We start from the raw sequence: 20,601 nt of genomic DNA, 5'->3' as shown, positions 1-20,601 counted from the left end.
CTAGGAAGCATGAAAGAGAAAGCGGGTAACAGAACGCCAAGCGCTTTGGCATCGGTTACCCGCTCTTTTTCCTTTTTGTCATTGGGTGGGTGTGGAGGTTTCCTGCTGCTCTCCTTGGTCTTGCTGTTTCGGTTCTTCGGTTACAAGCACGTAGCCCTGCGTTCCATCTAAACGAATCCATTGTCCATCCTTGATCTCGCGAGTCGCACCATCGATTCCCGCGACCGCCGGGATTCCATATTCCCGGGCTACGACAGCACCATGTGTCATCATTCCGCCAACCTCCATCACGAGACCTTTTGCTTGATGGAACAATGGCGTCCAGCCCGGGTCTGTGAAGGGAGCGATCAGGATTTCGCCCGGCTGTAGAGAAGCGCTTTCCGGTTTCAAGACGATTTTCGCGTATCCCTCCACGACACCCGGCGAAACAGGCGTACCGACGAGGGCACCTTCCGGGAACGAGGAAAGATCCCTCTTGCCGACGATGATTTCTCCCTCGCTGGTCATGACCCGAGGAGGCGTGAGCTTTTGATAATGCTCATAGGCCTGCTTGCGCGACTGAATCAAAGCAGACAGATCGCCTGAAAAGGTATGGTCCAATACCTCTTTCAGCTCGCCTAGGCTCAAGAAAAAGACATCCTTTTCATCCGCAAGCGTCTCAATCTCCACGAGGCCTTTTGCTTCTTCCAGTATGGCTTTTTTGTAGAGATCAAAATGGAGGACGATGACAAACTTGTGATTTTCCCGCAAGCCGCCAATGTTGCGATACAGCGTAAGCAGCCGCTTGAAAAAGGAGTGCTTGAATTCGCCATCAGGTGTATCCTTGACACGTTCGAGAATACGCTTGATGGTTTCTTCGGCTTTGGCAGCTCCTTGCTTAAATCGTTCACGGTGCTCGCCGTGCTCGACGGTCCGCAAATGTCCCAAGATGGAAGACAGCAGCATGGAGGGATCTTCTCGCCAACGCGGTTTTGCCAGATCGATTTCTCCTGGGCAGCGGGCACCGAAGTTGTCCAGAAATTTATCAAGCTCCAAGCGAAAGACGTCTCCACCCTCGACCTGTTCCAGACCTTGGTAAAAATCCTGCTTCTTGTCCTGCTGCTGCAAATACGCAATCAGCTTGGGATAAGGTCGTGCAGCGTCAGCCAAATCCCCTAAGCGCAGTCCCATTTCCGCGGTAACGTTATGAGGCAACGACTTTTGCAGAGGCTGCAAATCCTCCGGTGGATCCAGCCACCAGGCTGAAAACAGCTGAATCAACTGAAACGCCAGCATGCCTGTAACGAAGTAATGAATATCATGGGCAAACAGATCCATCATGAGATGACTTGCATTCTCTTCAAGCGCCTTGATTTTTTCAGCACCGTGAACGGAGGCTAGCTTTTCGCGAGTCCCGCGTAAACGTTTGCGCATGAACTCCAAAATATGGCTGTATACATGCTCACTGTCTTCTCTCATGAAGTCTTTCAACAGAATCGTAACGAGGGGGCCAGCAGCCTGAAACAATTGCTGCTTCATCGGCTCCATGGAAACGGTCTTGTGAAAATGATCGCGCTTTAAAACGTCTGAAAGCGCCATGCTCATCAGTTCATCCATGGATCCCATCATCTTGGGGAAAAACTTTTGCGCGAAATCGTATTGCAGCATCTCTGTCGGATCGATAAAGAGCCGGCCCCCTGCCTCCACAAACGTCCGGCGACGCTTTACTCCTCCAATGCCAGCGCCAGCAGGCATGAGCTGTTTCCATAGAGAGATCGCCATGGGAGACATCGCTTCTGTCATCATTTGCTGGTGGCCAAACGACAGAAAGACGTGAAACTGATTATCTGACGTATCGGGGATGGGAAAGAGGGAGGTAATCGGACGAGCTTGGAGAATATAGAGCTTTCCTTCAGCAAATGCCCACTCGATGTCTTGTTCGGTTCCGTAGTGGCTCTCAATTTTTCTGCCCAGATCCGCCAGCTCCCCTATGCGATCATCAGGCAAAGCTTGCTTCATTTGCTCGGAAAAAGGGATGTCGGACTTGACCGTTCCGCCTTGAGCCAATCCGTAAATCGCCACTTTTTTCGCGGCAATGTGTCTATCGATGATCTCGTTATCTTTCAGCTGATAACGGTCTGGAGATACCAGGCCGGAGACGAGAGCTTCTCCCAAGCCAAGGCTTGCCTCGATGGTGATCACACCGCGATGCCCACTGACTGGATCGGCGGTAAACATAATGCCGGACACATCAGGGAAAACCATCTGCTGCACGATGATCGACAAGAGAACCTCGCGATGATCAAACCCATTGTTCATCCGATAAACAATGGCGCGATCCGAAAAAAGAGAAGCCCAGCAGCCGCGAATGGCCGAGATAAGCTGGAGCTCACCTTTTACATTGAGATAGGTTTCCTGCTGTCCCGCGAAGGAGGCGGTAGGCAGGTCTTCTGCGGTCGCGCTGGAACGTACGGCGTAGGCATGCATGGTTCCTAGGCTAGTCCAATGCGCCAAAACAGCAGACAAAATTTCTTCAGGGATGACGAGGGATTCGATATGTAGACGAAGCTCTTTTCCAATTTTACGGACCCCCTCCAGATCAGCAGGCTCCAGCTCATCGAGAGAAGCTAGGTACGATTGCAGGTCATTGCTTGTTTCCATCAGCGTTTGAAAAGCTGCTGTCGTAATACAAAAGCCCCCGGGCACAGGAAGGCCCGCTTTCGTCAGTTCACCAAGGTTGGCGCCTTTTCCACCGACAAGCGAGAGAGAGTCTTTATCGATAGCTTCAAAGGGAAGGACGTATGGGCTCAAAGGAATTACCTCCGTCATGCGCTAGAAATGAGCGTAGAAACCATAAAAAGTATGCCCTGAGCTTGTGAGTTTATGAGGGAGAAGAGAGGATCAAGTAGGAAACAGGAAAAAGGAAAAAGGAAAGACCTCCCGTTACAGTGGGAGGTCTTGCTTGGACAGCGAGCTTCTTTTTCCAGTCAGCCATCGCTTGAAGTCGATTTCCGCAATGAGCACGCTTATAAGAACAAGGGCTGCGCCGATATAGCCTCTGACCGTGAGCGTTTCACCCGATATCAGGAAGGCGAAGAGAGCCGCGAAGACGGGTTCTAACGAAAAAATCAGTCCGGTATGCGTCGGGGACGTGTATTTTTGCGCGACGGTCTGCACGACGAATCCGATGGCACTGCACAGGATGCTGAGGGCTAGAACGGCGAGCCAAGCCTTCGGGGTAGAGGGAAGCTTCGGTGTTTCCACGAGGTAAGACAGGAGAAATCCAAAAAGTCCGGCAAACCCTAGCTGATAAATGCCAAGCAGGATCGCATCCGTTTGAGGAGCCAATCTGCCTGTGAGGATGATATGTGTCGCGTAGAAAACGGCGGTCGCCATGCACAAGGCATCTCCTTGGGTAATGTGCAGCTCCTTGGTTAGTGTCAAAAGGCCGATCCCGATCAACGCAATACCCGCACCGAAAAATACACGGGTCTCTGGCCTGTTCTTCAGCAAGATGGAGAGCAACGGAACGAGAATGACCGTGAGACTGACCAGGAAGCCTGCTTGCGAAGCCGTCGTCGTTTTCACTCCCTCGGTTACGGTTGCAAAGACACCGAACAGGATCGCACCCATAATGAAGGCGTGGAAAATGGTTTTTCGCGTCGTTTTTAGCAGCCGTTTATGAAAAAACAGTGCGGCGATCACAAAGGCGATCCCAAACCGCAGGCTAATCAGGTTAAATGTCTGCAGGTCGGTCAGGCCCATTTGCATAAACAAGTAAGAGGAACCCCAAAAAAGAGTAACGAGCAGCATGGCGAGATCAGCCTTTACTTGAGGCTTCATGGTGAAACGTCCCCCTAGAACCCCGGACAGCGATTGTATCTGAACCGGATATGGTATGGATTCAAGTATACTTGTATCGTATAAATAAATAAAATGAATGTTTATCATCGTTTGCATGAGAAGAATTGATAGAAAGGGGGCCACGAGAATGAGCCTCAGCAAGTTTGAAGTCGTTGTCACCGTGATGGAGTCCGGAAGTCTGACGAAAGCAGGGGAAGTACTAGGGCTGACACAGTCTGCGATCAGCCACGCAATCGCCAGTCTGGAAAGGGAGTACGGTTTTTCTATTTTGACGCGAGGAAGAACAGGAGTCAGCTTGACGAGCAACGGGGAGCGGCTGCTCAAATACATGAGAGAAATCCTGAAGTGGAACGATCAGATGATGCAGGAGGTTTCTGCGATCAATGGCATCGAAGTGGGAACCGTGCGCATAGGCACCTTTACCAGTGTCTCCACGCAGTGGCTGCCGGGAATCCTCAAGCAGTTTCAGGATCAATACCCGGAGATTGAAATCAAGCTTCATGAAGGCTACTACGATGACATCGAACATTGGGCTCTGACAGGGGCTATCGATTTTGGATTCGTTTCGGTTCCTACTTTAGAAGGACTAGAAACGATCCCCCTACATCGGGATCGCATGTATGTTCTCCTGCACGAGGACCACCCGCTGGCCAGGCAAGAGACTCTCTCCCTAAACGATTTGCAGCAGGAAATCTTCATCATGCCGAAACCAGGCTGTGACAACGATATCCAGCGTATTTTCAAACAGTATGCGTTTACGCCGCAAGTAAAGTACGAGCTAGGCGACGACCACGCCATTATCGCGATGGTGCAAAACGGCCTCGGCATCAGTATTCTCCCGGAGATGATTCTATTTCGGCTGCCCTCCAGTATTCGGGCGATTCCGCTACAAGGGGAGCACTTTCGGACGCTTGGAATGGCAGTTCTTTCCTTGGAACAGATGTCACCGGCGTCACGACGGTTCTTGACAGCCGTAACGGAGTGGATAAAGGAGCATGTGGCAGTATGAATGAAACCAAGCAAGGCCCCTTACCGTATAGAAGGTAAGGAGCTAGTCGCTTCGGTGAAATTGGGTGGACAGCAGCACCAGGAATCATCTTTAAGTTTCTGTCATGATGTTGGTGCGAAACGTATCCTCCAGCTGCTGCTTACTGATCCCCAACCTTCTTTTGCAAAGGCCACTGCCACAGAACGCCCGATCACACTGTCTCTGCCGGTGATGATGGCCACTTTGTTCTTTAGCTTTCCATCCCCGGCTGGCGGTCCTGATGCTGGGCTGGAAATGAAATAGGCTGCTCCTCGTACGAAGTCTTATAGCTGTAACACGGGTACATCGGATACAAGTCAGATCCCTCCAAAGATCGATGGATATGGGCATGATATTCGCCCAGATGAGGGAAGGATCCGATGCTAGGCACCCAGTGACTGTCGCGCAGCCCGGCGTTTTTGAATCCAAAATGGCAGATACAGCAAGCAGAACAAACCGAGTGCGACTCCTTCTAGCGATAGGATATACCAAGGATAAGGACCGAGATAATCCATTAGTGTTGGCTGAAAAGGCTTATGAGTGACGAACAAATAGTTTCCACCTGTAAACCGATTCACGATAAGAGCAATCAAGAGCAATGAATTCAGCATGACCATGCTTTTCCCTATGGACGCAACCGTAGGACGGCATTCCTTTACCCAGGTCATGTACAAGCACGCGAGCACGATGCAGGCGTGTGCGAGGAAAAAGTGAAAGAAGCGAAAATGGGGAAATGGGTAAAAAAGCTCTGGGGTGATCAGCGCCTGACCTGCGCCAATCAAGCCGGCAAAAAACGTGATCTCGTACAGGCGGTAGCTGTTGTAAACAAGCATGAATACGGAAAAGATTAACATGACGCTGCACAGCTGCAAGGGAAGAGCTTCTGATTGTGTCCACGAATGGGTCAAAACGAGCCAAAGCTGAAACCCAACTTCGGTTAAGACGAGCAAGCTGGCGAGAGCGAGCCGGCAAAAAGCATCTGTATGTGGGGGCTGAAAACGGCGGCGGAACCGATAAAGAAGAGCAGCAGCGGCGAAGACGAGCAGGACACAGCTCACGTGACTGGCCGAAAATAACTGAAAAGGCTCCGTGGTGATCTCGGCTGAAAGAAAAGATGAGGTCATGGCTACCTCCGTATGGAATAAAAAGTTAATTGAAAGAATTCACGAAATTTTAACACAAAACCATATAAAGCATCGGTTATAATAAAAATGAACCAACGTACATCAATGAGAGGAGATATAATTGTGAACTTGGTATTAACGGAAAAACAATGCAAATCCTGCCAGGCTCGCTTGACAGAGTATGAAATCGAGAACAATGGCGCTCTGTGCATGGAATGCTTCAAAGAAGAACAAGACGAGCAAAAGTAACAACATGATTTCGGGCACCTAAGCGTCCCACACCATATAACTTACTTGCCTGTCATAACCCTCTTCCTTTGCGAAGAGGGTTATGACTTTTCAGACAATAAACAAGGAAACAACGGCCTTCATTATACCATGTATTCCCAGTTCGGTACTTTCCCTCGATAAAAAGACAGAAAGTATTGAAATTCTCTTTTCGCTTCACTAAAGTAAAGCTATAATTATCTACCAGAGCAACGCTTTACCAAAGTGAAAAATGAGGGGACTAAAAACAAGATGAAACGAATTGCAATCATTGGGAGCAGTGGAGGGAATCTTTACAATCTGGGAGGAGCAGATCCACAAAAGCTTCTGTCCGAGATACGTATACAGGCAGACTCAGCGGGAGTGGAGATAGCGGCTATACAGTTTATTGCAGCCCAGTCTTCCATGGACGGAGCGGGCAAGGATACACCTGCAGCTGTTTATAGCTGGGATGCCTCATCGAGTACGCCAGTTGTCCGCTTTACCGGAACATTGGAAGAATGCAACCAGTACGCGAAGGAGTCAGACGAATCTATCGCGGATGCCTTACGCAGCGGCCAAGTGGATGGGATTGTCAGCATGAGCGCGGATCCGAATGGAGCAAATCAGCTGACCGTTCAGGCTGCGGTAGAGAAGCATATTCCTATTGTGGGGACGGGTGGGACATCCATGGCGCTGATCAGTGCAAAAGGCGCCAAGGTAATCCTCACCTCCGGCACGACAGGAACGACGAACCGGACGCGCGCGATCAGCTTCCTTACCGCTTTTTCCAAGCATTGGGGAATATCGTATCGCCCGTTGATCGGAGATACCGGCTCGGGAAGCATTTCGAACAGCCCATGGAAACGAATCAACATACGCGGGATCATGATGTCATCTCTCCCAGGGTTTATCGCGCTGGCTTTGGTCTTGGCTGTAAGTAAAATACCCGGACTGGACATGCTCAGCGGCGTTTTCGATGTCCTGATCAAGGCTTTGCCTGTCGTCATTGCGGCGGTAGCTGCCAAACAAGTGTCGGACATGGAGGAGGTATCCGTCGTAGCCGGTGTACTGGCAGGGATCCTGTCGATGGATGGCGGCATTATCGGTGGTATGATCGGCGGGATTGGCGCAGGGCTTCTCGTGAATGTGCTGTTCCGCAAATGCGTAGAATGGAAATTTCCGACCACAACGGTCAACATTATCGCGGGTGGCGTATCCGGTTTGATCGCAGGGTTGATTGTGTATTACTTGCTGGCTCCTATCGCCCTGCAGGCAGGGGAGTGGGTCAAAGTATTGATCGAGGGAGCTGTCGCGTACAGCCCGATTCTGGCAGGGCTTATTGCAGGCTTGCTGATCTGGCCTGCCATCATCGGGGGAGTGTACCACGCTGCGATTCTCCCCATCGTACTCTTGGAGATGGAGAAGACCGGGAACAGCTTTCTGGGCGCAGTCGACATGGTGGGTCTGGTCATGGTTTCGGCTGGAATTACACTAGCCAACATTCTTTTGCCCCGAGACAAGAGTGAGGCGACCGTCGCAACCCCTGGCTTCCTGATTAACATGGGCTTTGGTACGTTCGTAGAAGCGGCATATCCGTTTATGTTCTCGAACAAGCTGGTCTTCGCGGGAGCCATCGTGTCTTCCGGGATCGCCGGAATGATGGTGGGTGTGTTTGATGTACGTGGGACAGCGTATGTACCGTCCGTGATGGCGCCGTTACTCTCCAACAACATGATGGGCTTTATCGTAGCGATGGCGAGTGGACTTGCTTGCTCCTTGATCATTACCTTGATCGCAAACCAGATCGCCAAAAAGAAAAGCATGCAAGCGATCGATGAAAAGATGAGCGCATAAACCAACCCCTGACGATCTCTTACTGAGAAGGAGTCAGGGGGTTTTTGCTATCGGATTCTATTTTTCCGGGAGTGGAAGAATCAGCTCCATGCGCCGGCTTCCGTCCTTCATGCTTGTTTCAAACAGGATCAGCGTAAGGGTTGTGTTCGGCTCTGCTTTTTTCACCTGAATCGTGTGGGAAAACTCTCCCCATTCAGGAGCCCCCGCAGATGTCTGAATAGAGCCTTCGGTAAGCTCATTGTGTCCATCCTCTACTACATAGCTGACGACACCCTCAAAGACGCGGGCTTTCCCTTTGACTTCAAACGTATCGGTTCCGGTTTCTTTGACCGTGACTTCTTGGAATATCTCGTTGGCATAAGCAGAAGGTGTCGGCTCTGTTTTCGGCTCCTCTTCCTTTGGTGCAGGTGGATTCTCAGGCTGCGGGGATGCGGGAGGCTGCGCAGGCGTTTCAGACGGTACGGTCACTGACGGCTTTTCAGGAGCAGGCGGAGTCGCAGGTTCTCCCTGTCCTTCACTCGTGCACCCCTGCAGGAGAAAGAAGGTCAACAGGAGGATCCAAACCATTTTCATGAAATCCCTCTCTTCTGTCGAGATTATAGTGAGACTTCTCACATACTAAGACGTGAAAACAAGCGTGAGTGTTCCAAGGAAAACGTCCACAACGGGATTTCTATGTTAGAATGGTGAGGAAGCAATATCCACTATCCGCAGAAAGCTGGTCGAAAAAGAATGGCTGAACAAACGCATCGAATCGAGAAAGATTTTCTCGGAGAAAAAGAAATCCCTGTACATGCCTATTATGGTGTACAAACTATGCGTGCAACGGAAAACTTCCCGATCACCGGTTACCGCCTGCACTCTTCCTTGATTAACGCGATGGCTATGGTAAAAAAAGCAGCAGCGATTGCCAACATGGAAGTATCTCGTTTGAACCCAAAATTGGGAAATGCGATCGTGGCAGCTGCGCAGGAAATCATCGAAGGAAAATGGCATGACCAGTTCATCGTAGACCCGATTCAGGGTGGAGCGGGAACTTCCATTAACATGAATGCCAATGAAGTCATCGCAAACAGAGGGTTGGAAATTCTGGGAGAGAAAAAGGGAGATTACTTCCATCTCAGTCCGAACACTCATGTAAATATGTCCCAGTCCACCAATGACGCATTCCCAACCGCGATCCACATCGCAACGCTGGATCTTTTGGAAAAGCTCTTGGTGACAATGGAAGAAATGCACGATGTTTTTGGTCAAAAAGCAACGGAATTTGATGACGTCATCAAAATGGGACGCACACATTTGCAGGATGCCGTACCGATCCGTTTGGGACAAGAATTCGAAGCCTACCGTCGTGTGCTGGAGCGCGATATGAAACGCATCAAGCAATCCCGTCAGCACCTGTACGAAGTAAACATGGGGGCAACGGCAGTAGGAACAGGGCTGAATGCAGATCCAAAATACATCACGACTGTTGTGAAGCAGCTGGCTGAAATCACAGGCTTCCCGCTGACGGGTGCCGAGCATCTCGTAGATGCAACCCAAAACACGGATGCGTACACAGAAGTTTCGGCTGCGTTGAAAGTATGCATGATGAACATGTCCAAAATGGCGAACGATCTTCGTCTGATGGCATCTGGTCCTCGTGCAGGTCTCGGAGAAATTTCCTTGCCAGCACGTCAGCCGGGTTCCTCCATCATGCCAGGTAAAGTCAATCCGGTAATGGCAGAAGTGATCAACCAAGTGGCATTCCAAGTCATCGGGAACGACCATACCATTTGTTTGGCTTCCGAAGCGGGTCAGCTGGAGCTAAACGTAATGGAACCGGTATTGGTGTTCAATCTGCTGCAATCAATCAGCATCATGGACAATGCGTTCCGTGTGTTTACACAGCACTGCCTGTCTGGCATCGAAGCAAACCGCGAGCGGATGAAAGAATACGTAGAGAAAAGCGTAGGCGTCATCACGGCAGTTAACCCGCATCTGGGCTATGAAACGGCTGCCCGCATCGCGCGTGAAGCGATTTTGACAGGAAAATCCGTCCGTGATCTGTGCCTCCAGCACAATGTGTTGACCGAAGAAGAACTGGATCTGATCCTCGATCCGTTCGAAATGACTCACCCTGGAATCGCAGGTGCATCTTTGCTCGATCGAGACTAGGAACGATAAAAAACAAGAACTCCCGCGATCAGCCGAGTGCTGGTTGGCGGGAGTTTTTCTTTTGTTCAGCGAGGGGGAAGTTGATCCAGAGATTTGAATTCATATCCTTGCTTTCGAGCCTCGTCGATGATTGCCCCCAAGGCATCGGCATTGTCCTTGGAGACCGAGTGCAGAAGGATGACCGCCCCGGGATGGAGCTGTGCCATTACGTTGTCGTAGGCGAATTTCCATCCGCGAATCACCTTGGTGTCCCAATCGCGATAGGCAACCGACCAGAATACATTGGTATAGCCAAGCTCTTTGGATACGGCCAGCGTCCGGTCACTGAAAATGCCTCGTGGGGGACGCAGATAGCGCATCTCCTTTTGGCCTGCAACTTGGGCAACAGCATCTTTTACTTTTGTGAGCTCTTCCTTTACTTTCGCGTTCGGGATCGTCGTCATATCCGGATGACTCCACGAATGGTTCCCGATGAGATGGCCTTCTGCAGCCATCCGTTTTAGCAATTCCGGCTGGTCTTTCACGTAGTGTCCGGTCACAAAGAAGATCGCAGGGACCTTACGAGCAAGGAGGGTATCCAAGATGGATGCGGTGTACCCATTCTCATACCCGTTGTCGAAGGTCAGATACAATTCCTTTTTGCTCGTATCTCCTAAAAAGACAGCCCCGTGACGATCGACTATTCCCTTAAAACCTTCTTCGTTGATCGATGGCAGCTGCCCATTTTTACTCTTCTTGAACCCAAAATGATACGGATGATCCGAGCTGGCAAGAGCCGTTTGAATGGGCATGATCAACATTAGAAGGCTCAAGCAAATGAAGGTCCATGGAGTTATCCACTTCCTTCGCTCAGGTCGCGTTGCGTCCAGCATGTCCATAACCGTGATCCACATCCTTTCTTGGGCGAACGTATTGACACTTCCATGAAAGTTTGTCCACTCTCCTATCAATTATGTAAGGACGCAGACAGCAATTCGTTGAGGAAGAATGGGTGCGAAACGAGTAGAAAAGAGGGACAACTGCTCATACAAGAAGGGATCTTGCTTCATATAGTATCTAAGTCAACGTATAATTCGCTGACGAGTCAATGTGAATTCATCCAGTACCAGGAGGTGTCAGATATGGGACTTAAGTGGTTGAAGTATTTGAAGGATGAAGTAGTCGGCGCAGAAGATGGGATTGAAGAAGTGGAAGTAAAGATCGAATACAGAGATGGTACCAAACGGAAATGGACTTTTGTTGGCGATAACGAGCCTATTATTGAAGATGGCGAAGATGAAGAAGACGACGAAGACGACGAAGATGGTTCGGAAGACGAGGATCAATAAGAGCCGCAAGCTCAAACTGATTGGAAATGAGGTGCGTCATAGGCGCATCTTTTTTCTTTTCCCATGGGGCAATGACAATCTGGTATCATGAGTACGACAGAAAGATGGCGAAACGATTCACTGGGGAAGAGAGGATTTTGGCAATGAGCTTTCAGCTGACCCATCGATTTATACAGTCTCAATGCGGCAATCTTTCCTACGAAAAAGGAAAAGCCTACCACCGGACAGGAAAGGTGACATTTACTGCCTACTACCCCGAAAAACCAAGCTACGAGGCAATCGTAAAAGGAAATGGGGTGGAAAAGGTAAGCGTTGCCTTTGAAAAGGATACGATTGAGGCGAGCTGTACATGTCCTTCTCTGGATTCGTACGATCTGGATTGTCAGCACGTTGCCGCCGTTTTACTGGAGATACTGGAGATGCAGCTGGACGGCAGAACCCCGGTCATCGAACAGTCGGGCGATTACCAATCCGGACGAACGGACGCTATGGAGGCGGCACCTTATTCGGCAGTGGAAAAGCAGTTAACCTCGCAGGTGCTCGGCTTGTTTACGGACACGTCCGTCAAGCCAAGCCGAATGCGTTTTGATGTCAGGCAGCCGCTCGAGGTTGAGTTTGTCTGCCGCGTGGTGCCCTTCGGTTATCAAAAGTACATGTTTGGCATCGAACTTCGGGTAGGTGTAAAACGAAGATACATCGTAAAGAAAATAAAGGAGTTCCTGGAGCGTGTCGAGCAGGGCATGCCGTATGAATTCTCTTCGCATTTTACCTATGAACCCAGTCAGCATTGCTTTCAAAAAGAAGATGCGGCCGTTCTCCAACAGCTGAACCAGATTTATCGGAACGAACAGCTGTATCGGGAAACGTCTTATCGCTCTTCTGGGTCTTCACGTGAGCAGGAGACGCGGGTGCTCCTGGTGCCTCCTTTGATGTGGGAGCAGCTTCAGAAGGCGCTTACGATGGTTCCCCTCGCTGTATTGGATTGGAACAACAAGACGTACGAGGGGATCGTCAGTGCTGCCGAGGGGCTTCCACTGCGCTTTGCATTTGCAGAGGGGCAGTCGGCTCATTATCAGATGGAGATAGAAGGATTGGAGCAGGTAACCATCATGGATTCCTACGGCTTGGCCATTGCCGAAGGGAAGCTGTACAGCCTCTCGAGCGACATGTGTCATCGCCTGTTTCAATTGAAGAAACTGCTCATCTCCTCGCGTAAGGGCACGATCCAAATTGGCCAGGAGCATATGGAGGCATTCATAGTGCAAGTCGTCCCCGAGCTGAAAAAAGTGGGGAACGTCATGATCGCACCTACCGTTTCCTCTCGATTGGTCCGCACACAGCTGCAGGCCAAGCTGTATCTGGATCGGATCAGAGATCGGCTTCTGGCAGGTCTGGAGTTCCAGTACGGAGACATTGTGTTGAATCCTTTGGAAGAGACGGGAAACAGCCGCGGGTCGGATCTGATCGTCGTCCGAGATATGGAGCGGGAACGACAGATCATCGAGCTGATGGATCAAAGTGGTTTTACCAAAACGGAGTCGGGCTACTATTTGGAGGATGAAGAAGCAGAGTTTGATTTCCTGTACCAAATGGTTCCTCAGCTAGAAAAGCTGCTCAAGGTGTATGCGACTTCAGCGGTCAAAATCAGGCTCCACGCAGGCTCTACACCACCAAAGGTCAGGGTGGGCGTAGACGAGAGGACAAATTGGCTGGAATGCAAGTTTGATATCGCCGGAATCCCGGAGGCTGAGATACGGGGGCTGCTGCATGCGTTGGAAGACAAGCGGAAGTATTACCGACTGCCGGGTGGTTCTCTTGTGCCGCTTGCCAGTAGCGAGTTTCAGGATATTCGTGGATTTATGGAGGAAATGGGCATTAAGGGTGAAGACATACATCAAATGCAGCTGCGTCTGCCTATCGTGCGCGGTCTGACACTGCTCGATCCGGACAGCAAAAGCAGGTCAGCGATTCATATGGAAAAAGCATTCCGAAGGCTTTTGGAGAATATGCGCAATCCCGATAATCTGGACTATCCGGTGCCGAGCAGCCTAGCAGCTATCCTGCGGGACTATCAGATTTACGGGTATCAGTGGCTCAAGACGCTTGCCCACTATCAGTTTGGGGGAATCTTGGCAGATGATATGGGGCTTGGGAAAACGGTTCAGAGCATTGCTTTTCTGGTGTCCGTACTCTCGGAAATCAGAGAACAGAAGCAGCCTGCGCTGATTGTCTCGCCGGCATCGCTGATCTACAACTGGCGCAATGAGTTGAAGAAGTTCGCCCCCGAAATCCGAGTGGTGCTTGCGGACGGAACCAAAAGCGAGCGCAATCAAATCCTGCGTGAATACGAGGAGGCAGACGTGGTAATTACCTCGTATCCTCTATTGCGCAGGGACTTCGCCAGCTATGCGGAAAAATCGTTCCATACACTTATTTTGGATGAGGCACAGGCATTCAAGAACCATACCACGCAGACGGCCCACGCTGTGAAAGGAATCCAGGCACGTCATCGTTTCGCACTTACGGGTACTCCAATCGAAAATGGTTTGGACGAATTGTGGTCGATCAGCGAAGCCGTATTCCCCGGACTGTTCCCTGCTAGAAAAGGGTTCAACGAGCTATCCAGACAGCAGATCGCGAAACGAATTCGACCATTCCTGCTGCGTCGTGTGAAAACAGATGTTTTGCAGGAGCTGCCTGAAAAGATCGAGACCTTGCAAAGCACAGAGTTGCACCCAGAGCAGAAAAAGCTGTACGTTGCCTACCTGGCAAAGCTGCGCGAAGAAACGTTGAAGCATCTGGACAAAGAGACCTTCGACAAAAACAAGATCAAGATTTTGGCAGGCTTGACGAGGCTACGACAGCTGTGCTGCCATCCCGCATTGTTTGTGGAAGACTACGCGGGAAGCTCGGCCAAGTTTGAACAGCTGCTGGATATTCTGGAGGAGTGTCGCCAAGCAGGAAGGCGTGTCCTTGTCTTCTCGCAATTTACCCAAATGCTTGGCTTGATTGGAAGAGAGCTCGGATACGCGGGAGTACCTTTTTTCTACCTGGATGGAAATACACCAGCTGCGGAGAGAGTCGAGCTGTGCAACCGTTTCAATGAAGGAGAGGGAAATCTCTTCCTGCTATCGCTCAAGGCTGGCGGAACGGGGCTGAATCTGACAGGGGCCGATACGGTGATCCTGTACGATCTGTGGTGGAATCCGGCAGTCGAGGAGCAAGCAGCAGACCGCGCCCATCGTATCGGACAAAAAAACGTCGTTCAAGTGATCCGGTTGGTAGCCGAAGATACCGTCGAAGAAAAAATGTACGAGCTTCAGCAGAAAAAGAAAAATCTGATCGAAGAAGTGATTCAGCCTGGGCAGGAGTCATTGTCTAGGCTGACGGAAGAAGATATAAAAGAAATTCTGATGCTTGGCTGATCCGAAAATGGAAGTCTTGTCCCGCTATTTCTGCAGGACAAGACTTTTTTGCTTGGATTCGCGAGAGCCGGATGATATCCCCACGAACACTGGGATACGAGTCTTCTTAATTGGCTTTCTTCCATGGATATTTGTCCGTTTCCGGTTTAAAGACGAGCGAATAGTTTATTAAGAATTCGTGTGGATTTCCAAATGGATTGCGGGGGGAATGGAATGGAACAGTATCTGATTGTACCGTGGGATACCCGGTCTGGTTCAGAACCGACTCCTGTGGACTGGGATATGCAAGTGCCTCCGGAGATAGATGCGATAGCGGAGCTGGTCATGAAACAATACGATATGACCGTCAGTTCCAGAACTCTGATCACTTCAAAACCAGACAAAGGTGGGGCCATCTGGCGCATAGAGACCAATAAGGGACCGCGTAGCTTAAAGCTTTTACATCGCACCCCCGAGCGCAGCTTGTTTAGTGTGGGCTTGCAGGAGTACGTTGTTCAGCAGGGTGCGAGGGTCCCCGCTTTAATCCCGGCAAAGGACGGAAAACTTTTCGTGGAAATGGGCGGGAAGCTTTGGATCGTCACGGATTGGATCGCGCTGACGCCCGCGACGAAAGTAGACCTGGTAGGAGCGCAGGAGCTGTGCTACGGATTAGGGGAATTTCATCGGCATTCGAAAGGGTATGTCCCTCCGTTTGGCGCGAAAAACTCCTCACGTTTGTATCGGTGGCCAAATTACTATCAAAAGATCGCAAAGAAAATTGGCTGGATGAGGGAAATGGCCAAAGCGTATCGGGATACCGTGGCTAGCGCGTCCATCCTGGCTGTGGTCGATCAGTACGAAAAGCAAGCGATTGAGTCACTGGAAAGGCTAAAGGCGTCCGCGTATCCAAGAATGGCGTCGATGGGTGAGCCGTACTGGGGGTTGGTTCACCAGGACTACGGCTGGTCAAACGGACAGAATGGTCCGGGCGGTCTGTGGGTTATCGACTTGGATGGCGTGTCGTATGATTTGCCATTTCGTGACTTGCGAAAGCTGATCACGAGCACGATGGATGATATGGGCGTCTGGGATACGACCTGGATGCGGGGAATGATCGAAGCCTACCATCAGGCCAACCCTCTGGATGCGGAGTCCTTTGAGGTGCTGCTGATCGATATGGCAGTACCGAATGAATTTTACAAGCATTTGAAAGAGATGTTCTTCGACCCCATTACCTTCCTGAATACCGAAGCGGAAGCGATCCTGCAGCGGGTCGTGGCTACAGATCAATCCAAAGCGCAGGCGTTGGCAGATCTTGCGAAAGACATGTCCAAATACAAGCCAGGAAGCTACGAACCCAAGCCAGTGGCAGTGGAAGCAACAAGAGTTCCATCTGAGACCAAGGCCTGGGATCAAAAGAGTTGGGGATTGCAGCCACAGCAAAAGCAAAGGAGCGAAAGTGTCGCTTCTGCCGTTTCCGAAGAAAACACGGAAAGCATGGCTGGGGCGTTTTCCAAAGAGAAAAAGGCAGAAAGCTTCAAGGTAGTGAAGAAAAAGGCAAAGCAAGAGGCAAAGCAAGAGACAAAGCAAGAGACAAAGCAAGAGGCCAAGCAAGAGGCAAAGCAAGAGGCCAAGGCTGCGGACAAAAAGGGCAAAAAGGAAAAGCAGGAACAGGAAGCCCAATCTGTCGTGAAGCCAGCTAAGCGCGTGGCAGTTGAAGTCTCCGACAGGAAGAAAGAGGAGAAGGAGAAAGCAGAAAGTCCTCAAAAAGCAGGCCGTCGGAAAGGGACAGCTTCGAATGTCATACAGCCCCAGACTTCTGGTAAGGCTCCGTCAAACAAAGCGAAACAAACGGTTGCCCCCGCCAAGAAAAAAGCTGCCACTGTGGCGAAGGCGAAACCAAATTCTTGGAAAAAGAGCGGAGCTGGAGCTAGTAAAGCAGTCGCGAAATCGGCAGCTTTACCCAACACGAAAGGAAAAGCAGTCAAACCCGCTGTGAAAAAAGCAGTCAAACCCGCTGTGAAAAAACCGGTCAAGCAAACACCAAAAGTGGCAACAGGTGTGTCGCCAGCAGGAAATAAGACAAAGAGAGCGGCTCAATCGAAAAGTAAACATTCCTTCAAGAAGGTTGCAGCACCTAGCAAGAAAATGAACAATGCAGTCAGCAGCAAGCCGAATGCGAAAAAAGGGGTAAAAACCAAAGGAGTGCGATGAGCCGTACGAGGAAAGGAGAATTCGGATGAAGGTAGTCATGATCTGTACAGAAAAATTGCCCGTCCCTCCAGTCCGCGGCGGCGCTATACAAACGTATATAGCAGGTATCGTCGATTTTCTCAGTCAACATCATGATGTCACTGTATTGGGAACGACAGACCCTTCCCTTCCGCTGGACGAGAGGGTACGCAACGTTCGATACGTGAGGGTGGACGGCCAGGGTGTATTTGAGACGTACGCAGAGCAGGTCATAGAGTATTTGCGTACGCAATCCTATGACATCATCCATGTGTTCAATCGCCCCAGACTGGTTCCGCTGATCCGGGAAGTATGCCCGAATGCGCGAATCATGCTCAGCATGCACAATGACATGTTCGACCCTGGAAAAATTGAACCGCAGGATGCTGTCAAAACGATCGCAGAGACTGAGACGATCGTCACCATCAGTGATTACGTGGGACGCGTGATTCACTCGCTTTATCCTGAGGCCGAAGGGAAGCTCCGTACGATCTATTCAGGCGTCAGCCTGCAGACGTTTGTTCCATGGGAAAAATCGCAGCAAGCGCGTCAGGTCAGGCAGGAGCTCAGGGCGATGCACAATCTGGGCAACCGGCAGGTGATCCTGTTTGTGGGGAGACTGACCCCGAAAAAGGGTGCAGACATTTTGGTAAGAGCGATGAACGAACTTCATTCGCAGCACTCCAACATTGCGCTCGTACTGGTAGGGGGATCGTGGTACGGTGTGGATAAAATCAGTGACTATGTCGCTTATGTTCGTTCATTGGCCGATCGATCGCCGATTCCCGTAATTACAACCGGTTTTGTCAACGCGGAACAGATCCATCACTGGTTTTGGGCAGGAGACATTTTTGTATGCCCATCGCAATGGGAGGAGCCTCTTGCCAGAGTTCATTACGAAGCGATGGCAGCAGGATTGCCTTTTGTGACAACCAAGCGTGGAGGGAACGCCGAAGTGATCATCGGTGGAAATGGACTTTTGGTTGAGGAGCCGGAAAATCCGCAATCCTTTAGCACTCAGCTCAGCAAGCTCCTCTCCAGCAGAGAGCTTCAGCGGAGAATGGGGAGCGTAGGAAGGCAGCTCGCAGAGGAAAGATTTACATGGGATCGGGTAGCCAGAGAAGTTCTCGATGTGTGGAATGGCTCGTCCCGTATATAGGGAGGCTCCAGAGTCAATGACCCGCTTTCTCAACCATCCATTGGGAAAGTGGGCAATTGACTTGGTTCTGTCTAGCAGTCGTATTCAATAACCCCTCATCAACGTAAAAAAGCGGACAAGCTGAATGAAGAGCAGACAGCTTGTCCACACATGCAAAAACAAGAGGCGATGGTAGGGGGACATTCACCAGAAATGGCAGCGAATCCCCCTTGCCTGGGTCATTAGCCAGATGCGAGCTCCTGATCATCCTCTTCTCTTGCAATCTCATTCCATTCCAAAGAGATGGTTTCGCTTTCCTCTGCGAATCCCTCTTCCTCAGAGGTCTCCATTTCCTCTGCGATCACTAGGTCGGGGATGAGCGCTGCAATTCGATTGAGTGGAATCAGAATTCTTGCTGCCTTTGGATGAAGTGAAGGGATCGTTTGGAGCTCCAGGATTCCTTCGTCGACGCGTACGAGGTTCCCTACTCGATAGGGCCGGTTTTCGGGTCCCCAATCTGAAGTCAACAGCAGCTCGATGGTTTGGTTTTTCTTCATGCACTTGGTCAGTTCCTTGCGAATCCCTTGCAGACTGATTTCGTCGGCCGACTCTTCTGGTTCGACCTCTACATGGACGATGGGTGCGGGAATGACGATTGGCTTGGGAGCCTGAATATTCACAGCGGGCGCTTCCACTTGAACCGTTGGTGCTGCGGGTGCCACCGTAACCAGAGGCGCTGGCGTAGTGACATGAACCTTTGGAGCACGCACGTGGACGCGAAGGGGGCGACGTGCACTTACAACCGAGCGACGAGCAGCAGGAGTGTTGCGGGCTCGTGCCCCTTTTTTGGCAGTCTTCCCTTTTCTCATGACAGGTCACCTCCCTCTAACATGCTTTATCATATTCCGAATAGGAAGCTCTGTAATGGACAAATACCCCGCTCCGGAAAAATGGGGCATGGAACAGGGGCAGTTCAGAAGGTTTGTACTAGGTAGGATTGTCTGAAAAGGTGTATAGTCAATGATAGGGCTGATCCACGAAAGGCGATCTCGACGTGGAGGCGGAGATGGGCAAAAAGGAAAGGGGAAGATAAGGGTGAGCGCAACAAAGCAATTGGCAGAGGCATTCAAAAAGAGCCGCTATCAGATTCCAGGGCATGGGCCGCGAAATATTCAAGTGCTGAAGCATGCATTGGCAGAGCGCGACGGAAGTCTGGAGAGTGACATTTATGGGAAGGGAGCGGTCATCGAGGAGTTCGAGAAAAAAATAGCGGCTGTCTTGGGCAAGGAAAGTGCGGTATTTTTCCCGAGCGGGACGATGGCACAGCAAATCGCTCTGCGCATCTGGTGTGATCAAAAGTCTTTGAGCAAAGTGGCGTATCATCCGCTCTCACACCTTGAAATACACGAAGAGGATGGGCTGAAGAAGCTGCATCTCATCGAATCGGTATTGCTCGCGGATAAAACCAGAGTGATTCGACTGGAAGACGTCCAAAACATGGATACAGAGGTCGCGTGCTTACTGCTGGAGCTGCCCCAACGCGAGATCGGAGGACAACTGCCAGAATTCGATGAGCTGGTTGCGATCTCCGCCTACTGCAGAGAAAAAGGAATCAAATTGCAGCTGGATGGTGCTCGTCTGTTTGAGATTCTCCCTTATTACCAAAAGACGGCAGCGGAAGTCTGCTCTCTTTTTGATAGCGTATATGTCTCTTTTTATAAAGGAATCGGAGGACTTGCGGGCTCGATCCTTGCCGGAGACGAAGCCTTTACGCAGGAGTCAAAGATTTGGAAGCGGCGCCACGGCGGAGACCTGATCAGTCTGTATCCGTACATCCTCAGTGCGGATTACTACTTCGAGAAAAGAAAAGATCGCTTCCCATCGTATTACGAGCAGGCAAAGGAGCTGGCGTCTTTCTACAACAGCTGCCACGGTATCAAGACCGTACCAGCTGAGCCGGTTTCCAACATGTTTCACGTTCATTTTCCGTTGCCAAAGGAACAGATGGAGCCGGTATTTCTTTCTGCTTGCGAAGAAACAGGGATCGGGTTCGCTGCATCGATTCTGGTCGTCGACGAAGCAAACAGCTACATAGAAGTGAGCGTCGGCGATAATTACGCAGGCATTCCCGCTGAAGCTTTGCAACAGGCTTTCCGCCTGCTCGATCAAAAATTGCAGGAAGTCTTGCGTTGATGATCTCGATGAACGAGTAAAATTATGCATATCCGACAAGCTCCCTAGGGAA

General features: G+C 50.6%; 15 protein-coding genes and 1 pseudogene. 9 read left to right on the top strand and 7 right to left on the bottom strand.

Annotation, left to right across the window (positions count from 1 at the left end; all coding sequences use genetic code 11):
- Positions 1 to 78 precede the first annotated feature (78 nt).
- Positions 79 to 2,790 (bottom strand): phosphoenolpyruvate synthase, encoded by a 2,712-nt coding sequence (locus tag ACLIN2_RS18585; RefSeq protein WP_411501792.1) that lies wholly within the window; start codon positions 2,788 to 2,790, stop codon positions 79 to 81.
- 132 nt (positions 2,791 to 2,922) lie between these two features.
- Positions 2,923 to 3,822, bottom strand: coding sequence for a DMT family transporter (locus tag ACLIN2_RS18580; RefSeq protein ID WP_411501791.1), 900 nt, complete (start codon positions 3,820 to 3,822; stop codon positions 2,923 to 2,925).
- Positions 3,823 to 3,970: 148 nt separating this feature from the next.
- On the opposite strand from ACLIN2_RS18580, the gene ACLIN2_RS18575 reads away from it, so the two are divergent.
- Entirely contained in the window at positions 3,971 to 4,852 is an 882-nt protein-coding gene (locus ACLIN2_RS18575) for a LysR family transcriptional regulator (RefSeq protein ID WP_400586500.1), read from the top strand.
- A gap of 152 nt (positions 4,853 to 5,004) precedes the next feature.
- Here the strand turns inward: ACLIN2_RS18575 and ACLIN2_RS18570 are convergent.
- Positions 5,005 to 5,097 (bottom strand): annotated as a pseudogene (locus ACLIN2_RS18570) (NAD(P)-dependent oxidoreductase); the annotation flags it as partial.
- Positions 5,098 to 5,253: 156 nt separating this feature from the next.
- Positions 5,254 to 5,994 (bottom strand): TIGR02206 family membrane protein, encoded by a 741-nt coding sequence (locus ACLIN2_RS18565; RefSeq protein WP_411501790.1) that lies wholly within the window; start codon positions 5,992 to 5,994, stop codon positions 5,254 to 5,256.
- Between the two features lie 123 nt (positions 5,995 to 6,117).
- Here ACLIN2_RS18565 and ACLIN2_RS18560 point away from each other — a divergent pair, with 123 nt between their 5' ends.
- Both ACLIN2_RS18560 and ACLIN2_RS18555 read left to right on the top strand, forming a co-directional pair.
- Complete coding sequence (locus tag ACLIN2_RS18560; protein ID WP_258957551.1) at positions 6,118 to 6,243, top strand: hypothetical protein; 126 nt, start codon at positions 6,118 to 6,120, stop codon at positions 6,241 to 6,243.
- Positions 6,244 to 6,513: 270 nt separating this feature from the next.
- Positions 6,514 to 8,097 carry a PTS sugar transporter gene (locus tag ACLIN2_RS18555; RefSeq protein ID WP_092266562.1) on the top strand — a complete coding sequence of 528 codons (1,584 nt, stop codon included), beginning with the start codon at positions 6,514 to 6,516 and terminating at the stop codon, positions 8,095 to 8,097.
- A gap of 57 nt (positions 8,098 to 8,154) precedes the next feature.
- On the opposite strand, the gene ACLIN2_RS18550 is transcribed toward ACLIN2_RS18555, so the two are convergent.
- Positions 8,155 to 8,670 carry a Gmad2 immunoglobulin-like domain-containing protein gene (locus tag ACLIN2_RS18550; protein WP_411501789.1) on the bottom strand — a complete coding sequence of 172 codons (516 nt, stop codon included), beginning with the start codon at positions 8,668 to 8,670 and terminating at the stop codon, positions 8,155 to 8,157.
- A gap of 159 nt (positions 8,671 to 8,829) precedes the next feature.
- Here ACLIN2_RS18550 and aspA point away from each other — a divergent pair, with 159 nt between their 5' ends.
- Positions 8,830 to 10,254: an aspartate ammonia-lyase gene (gene aspA / locus ACLIN2_RS18545; RefSeq protein WP_092266564.1), complete on the top strand. Its 1,425-nt coding sequence runs from the start codon at positions 8,830 to 8,832 to the stop codon at positions 10,252 to 10,254.
- 65 nt (positions 10,255 to 10,319) lie between these two features.
- Here aspA and pdaA read toward each other — a convergent pair whose 3' ends face one another.
- Positions 10,320 to 11,054: a delta-lactam-biosynthetic de-N-acetylase gene (pdaA, locus tag ACLIN2_RS18540; protein ID WP_328211279.1), complete on the bottom strand. Its 735-nt coding sequence runs from the start codon at positions 11,052 to 11,054 to the stop codon at positions 10,320 to 10,322.
- Between the two features lie 321 nt (positions 11,055 to 11,375).
- On the opposite strand from pdaA, the gene ACLIN2_RS18535 reads away from it, so the two are divergent.
- From ACLIN2_RS18535 to ACLIN2_RS18520, 4 genes are all read left to right on the top strand, one after another.
- The gene (locus ACLIN2_RS18535; RefSeq protein WP_092266565.1) at positions 11,376 to 11,582 is read left to right on the top strand and encodes a hypothetical protein; all 207 of its coding nucleotides are present in this window, start codon (positions 11,376 to 11,378) and stop codon (positions 11,580 to 11,582) included.
- Positions 11,583 to 11,725: 143 nt separating this feature from the next.
- Positions 11,726 to 15,007 (top strand): SNF2 helicase associated domain-containing protein, encoded by a 3,282-nt coding sequence (locus ACLIN2_RS18530; RefSeq protein ID WP_411501788.1) that lies wholly within the window; start codon positions 11,726 to 11,728, stop codon positions 15,005 to 15,007.
- 213 nt (positions 15,008 to 15,220) lie between these two features.
- Positions 15,221 to 17,200, top strand: coding sequence for a CotS family spore coat protein (locus ACLIN2_RS18525; protein WP_411501787.1), 1,980 nt, complete (start codon positions 15,221 to 15,223; stop codon positions 17,198 to 17,200).
- A gap of 25 nt (positions 17,201 to 17,225) precedes the next feature.
- Complete coding sequence (locus ACLIN2_RS18520; RefSeq protein ID WP_411501786.1) at positions 17,226 to 18,377, top strand: glycosyltransferase family 4 protein; 1,152 nt, start codon at positions 17,226 to 17,228, stop codon at positions 18,375 to 18,377.
- A 221-nt stretch (positions 18,378 to 18,598) separates the two neighbouring features.
- Here ACLIN2_RS18520 and ACLIN2_RS18515 read toward each other — a convergent pair whose 3' ends face one another.
- Complete coding sequence (locus tag ACLIN2_RS18515) at positions 18,599 to 19,225, bottom strand: hypothetical protein (protein WP_411501785.1); 627 nt, start codon at positions 19,223 to 19,225, stop codon at positions 18,599 to 18,601.
- Between the two features lie 226 nt (positions 19,226 to 19,451).
- On the opposite strand from ACLIN2_RS18515, the gene ACLIN2_RS18510 reads away from it, so the two are divergent.
- On the top strand, positions 19,452 to 20,549 hold the full coding sequence (locus ACLIN2_RS18510) for a threonine aldolase family protein (RefSeq protein ID WP_411501784.1): 1,098 nt from the start codon (positions 19,452 to 19,454) through the stop codon (positions 20,547 to 20,549).
- Positions 20,550 to 20,601: the final 52 nt, after the last annotated feature.

The sequence above is a fragment of the Brevibacillus centrosporus genome, from assembly GCF_046622605.1.
Lineage (GTDB): Bacteria > Bacillota > Bacilli > Brevibacillales > Brevibacillaceae > Brevibacillus > Brevibacillus centrosporus.
Note: the sequence above shows the minus strand (reverse complement) of the source record. Positions and strands in the feature narration are given on the sequence as shown.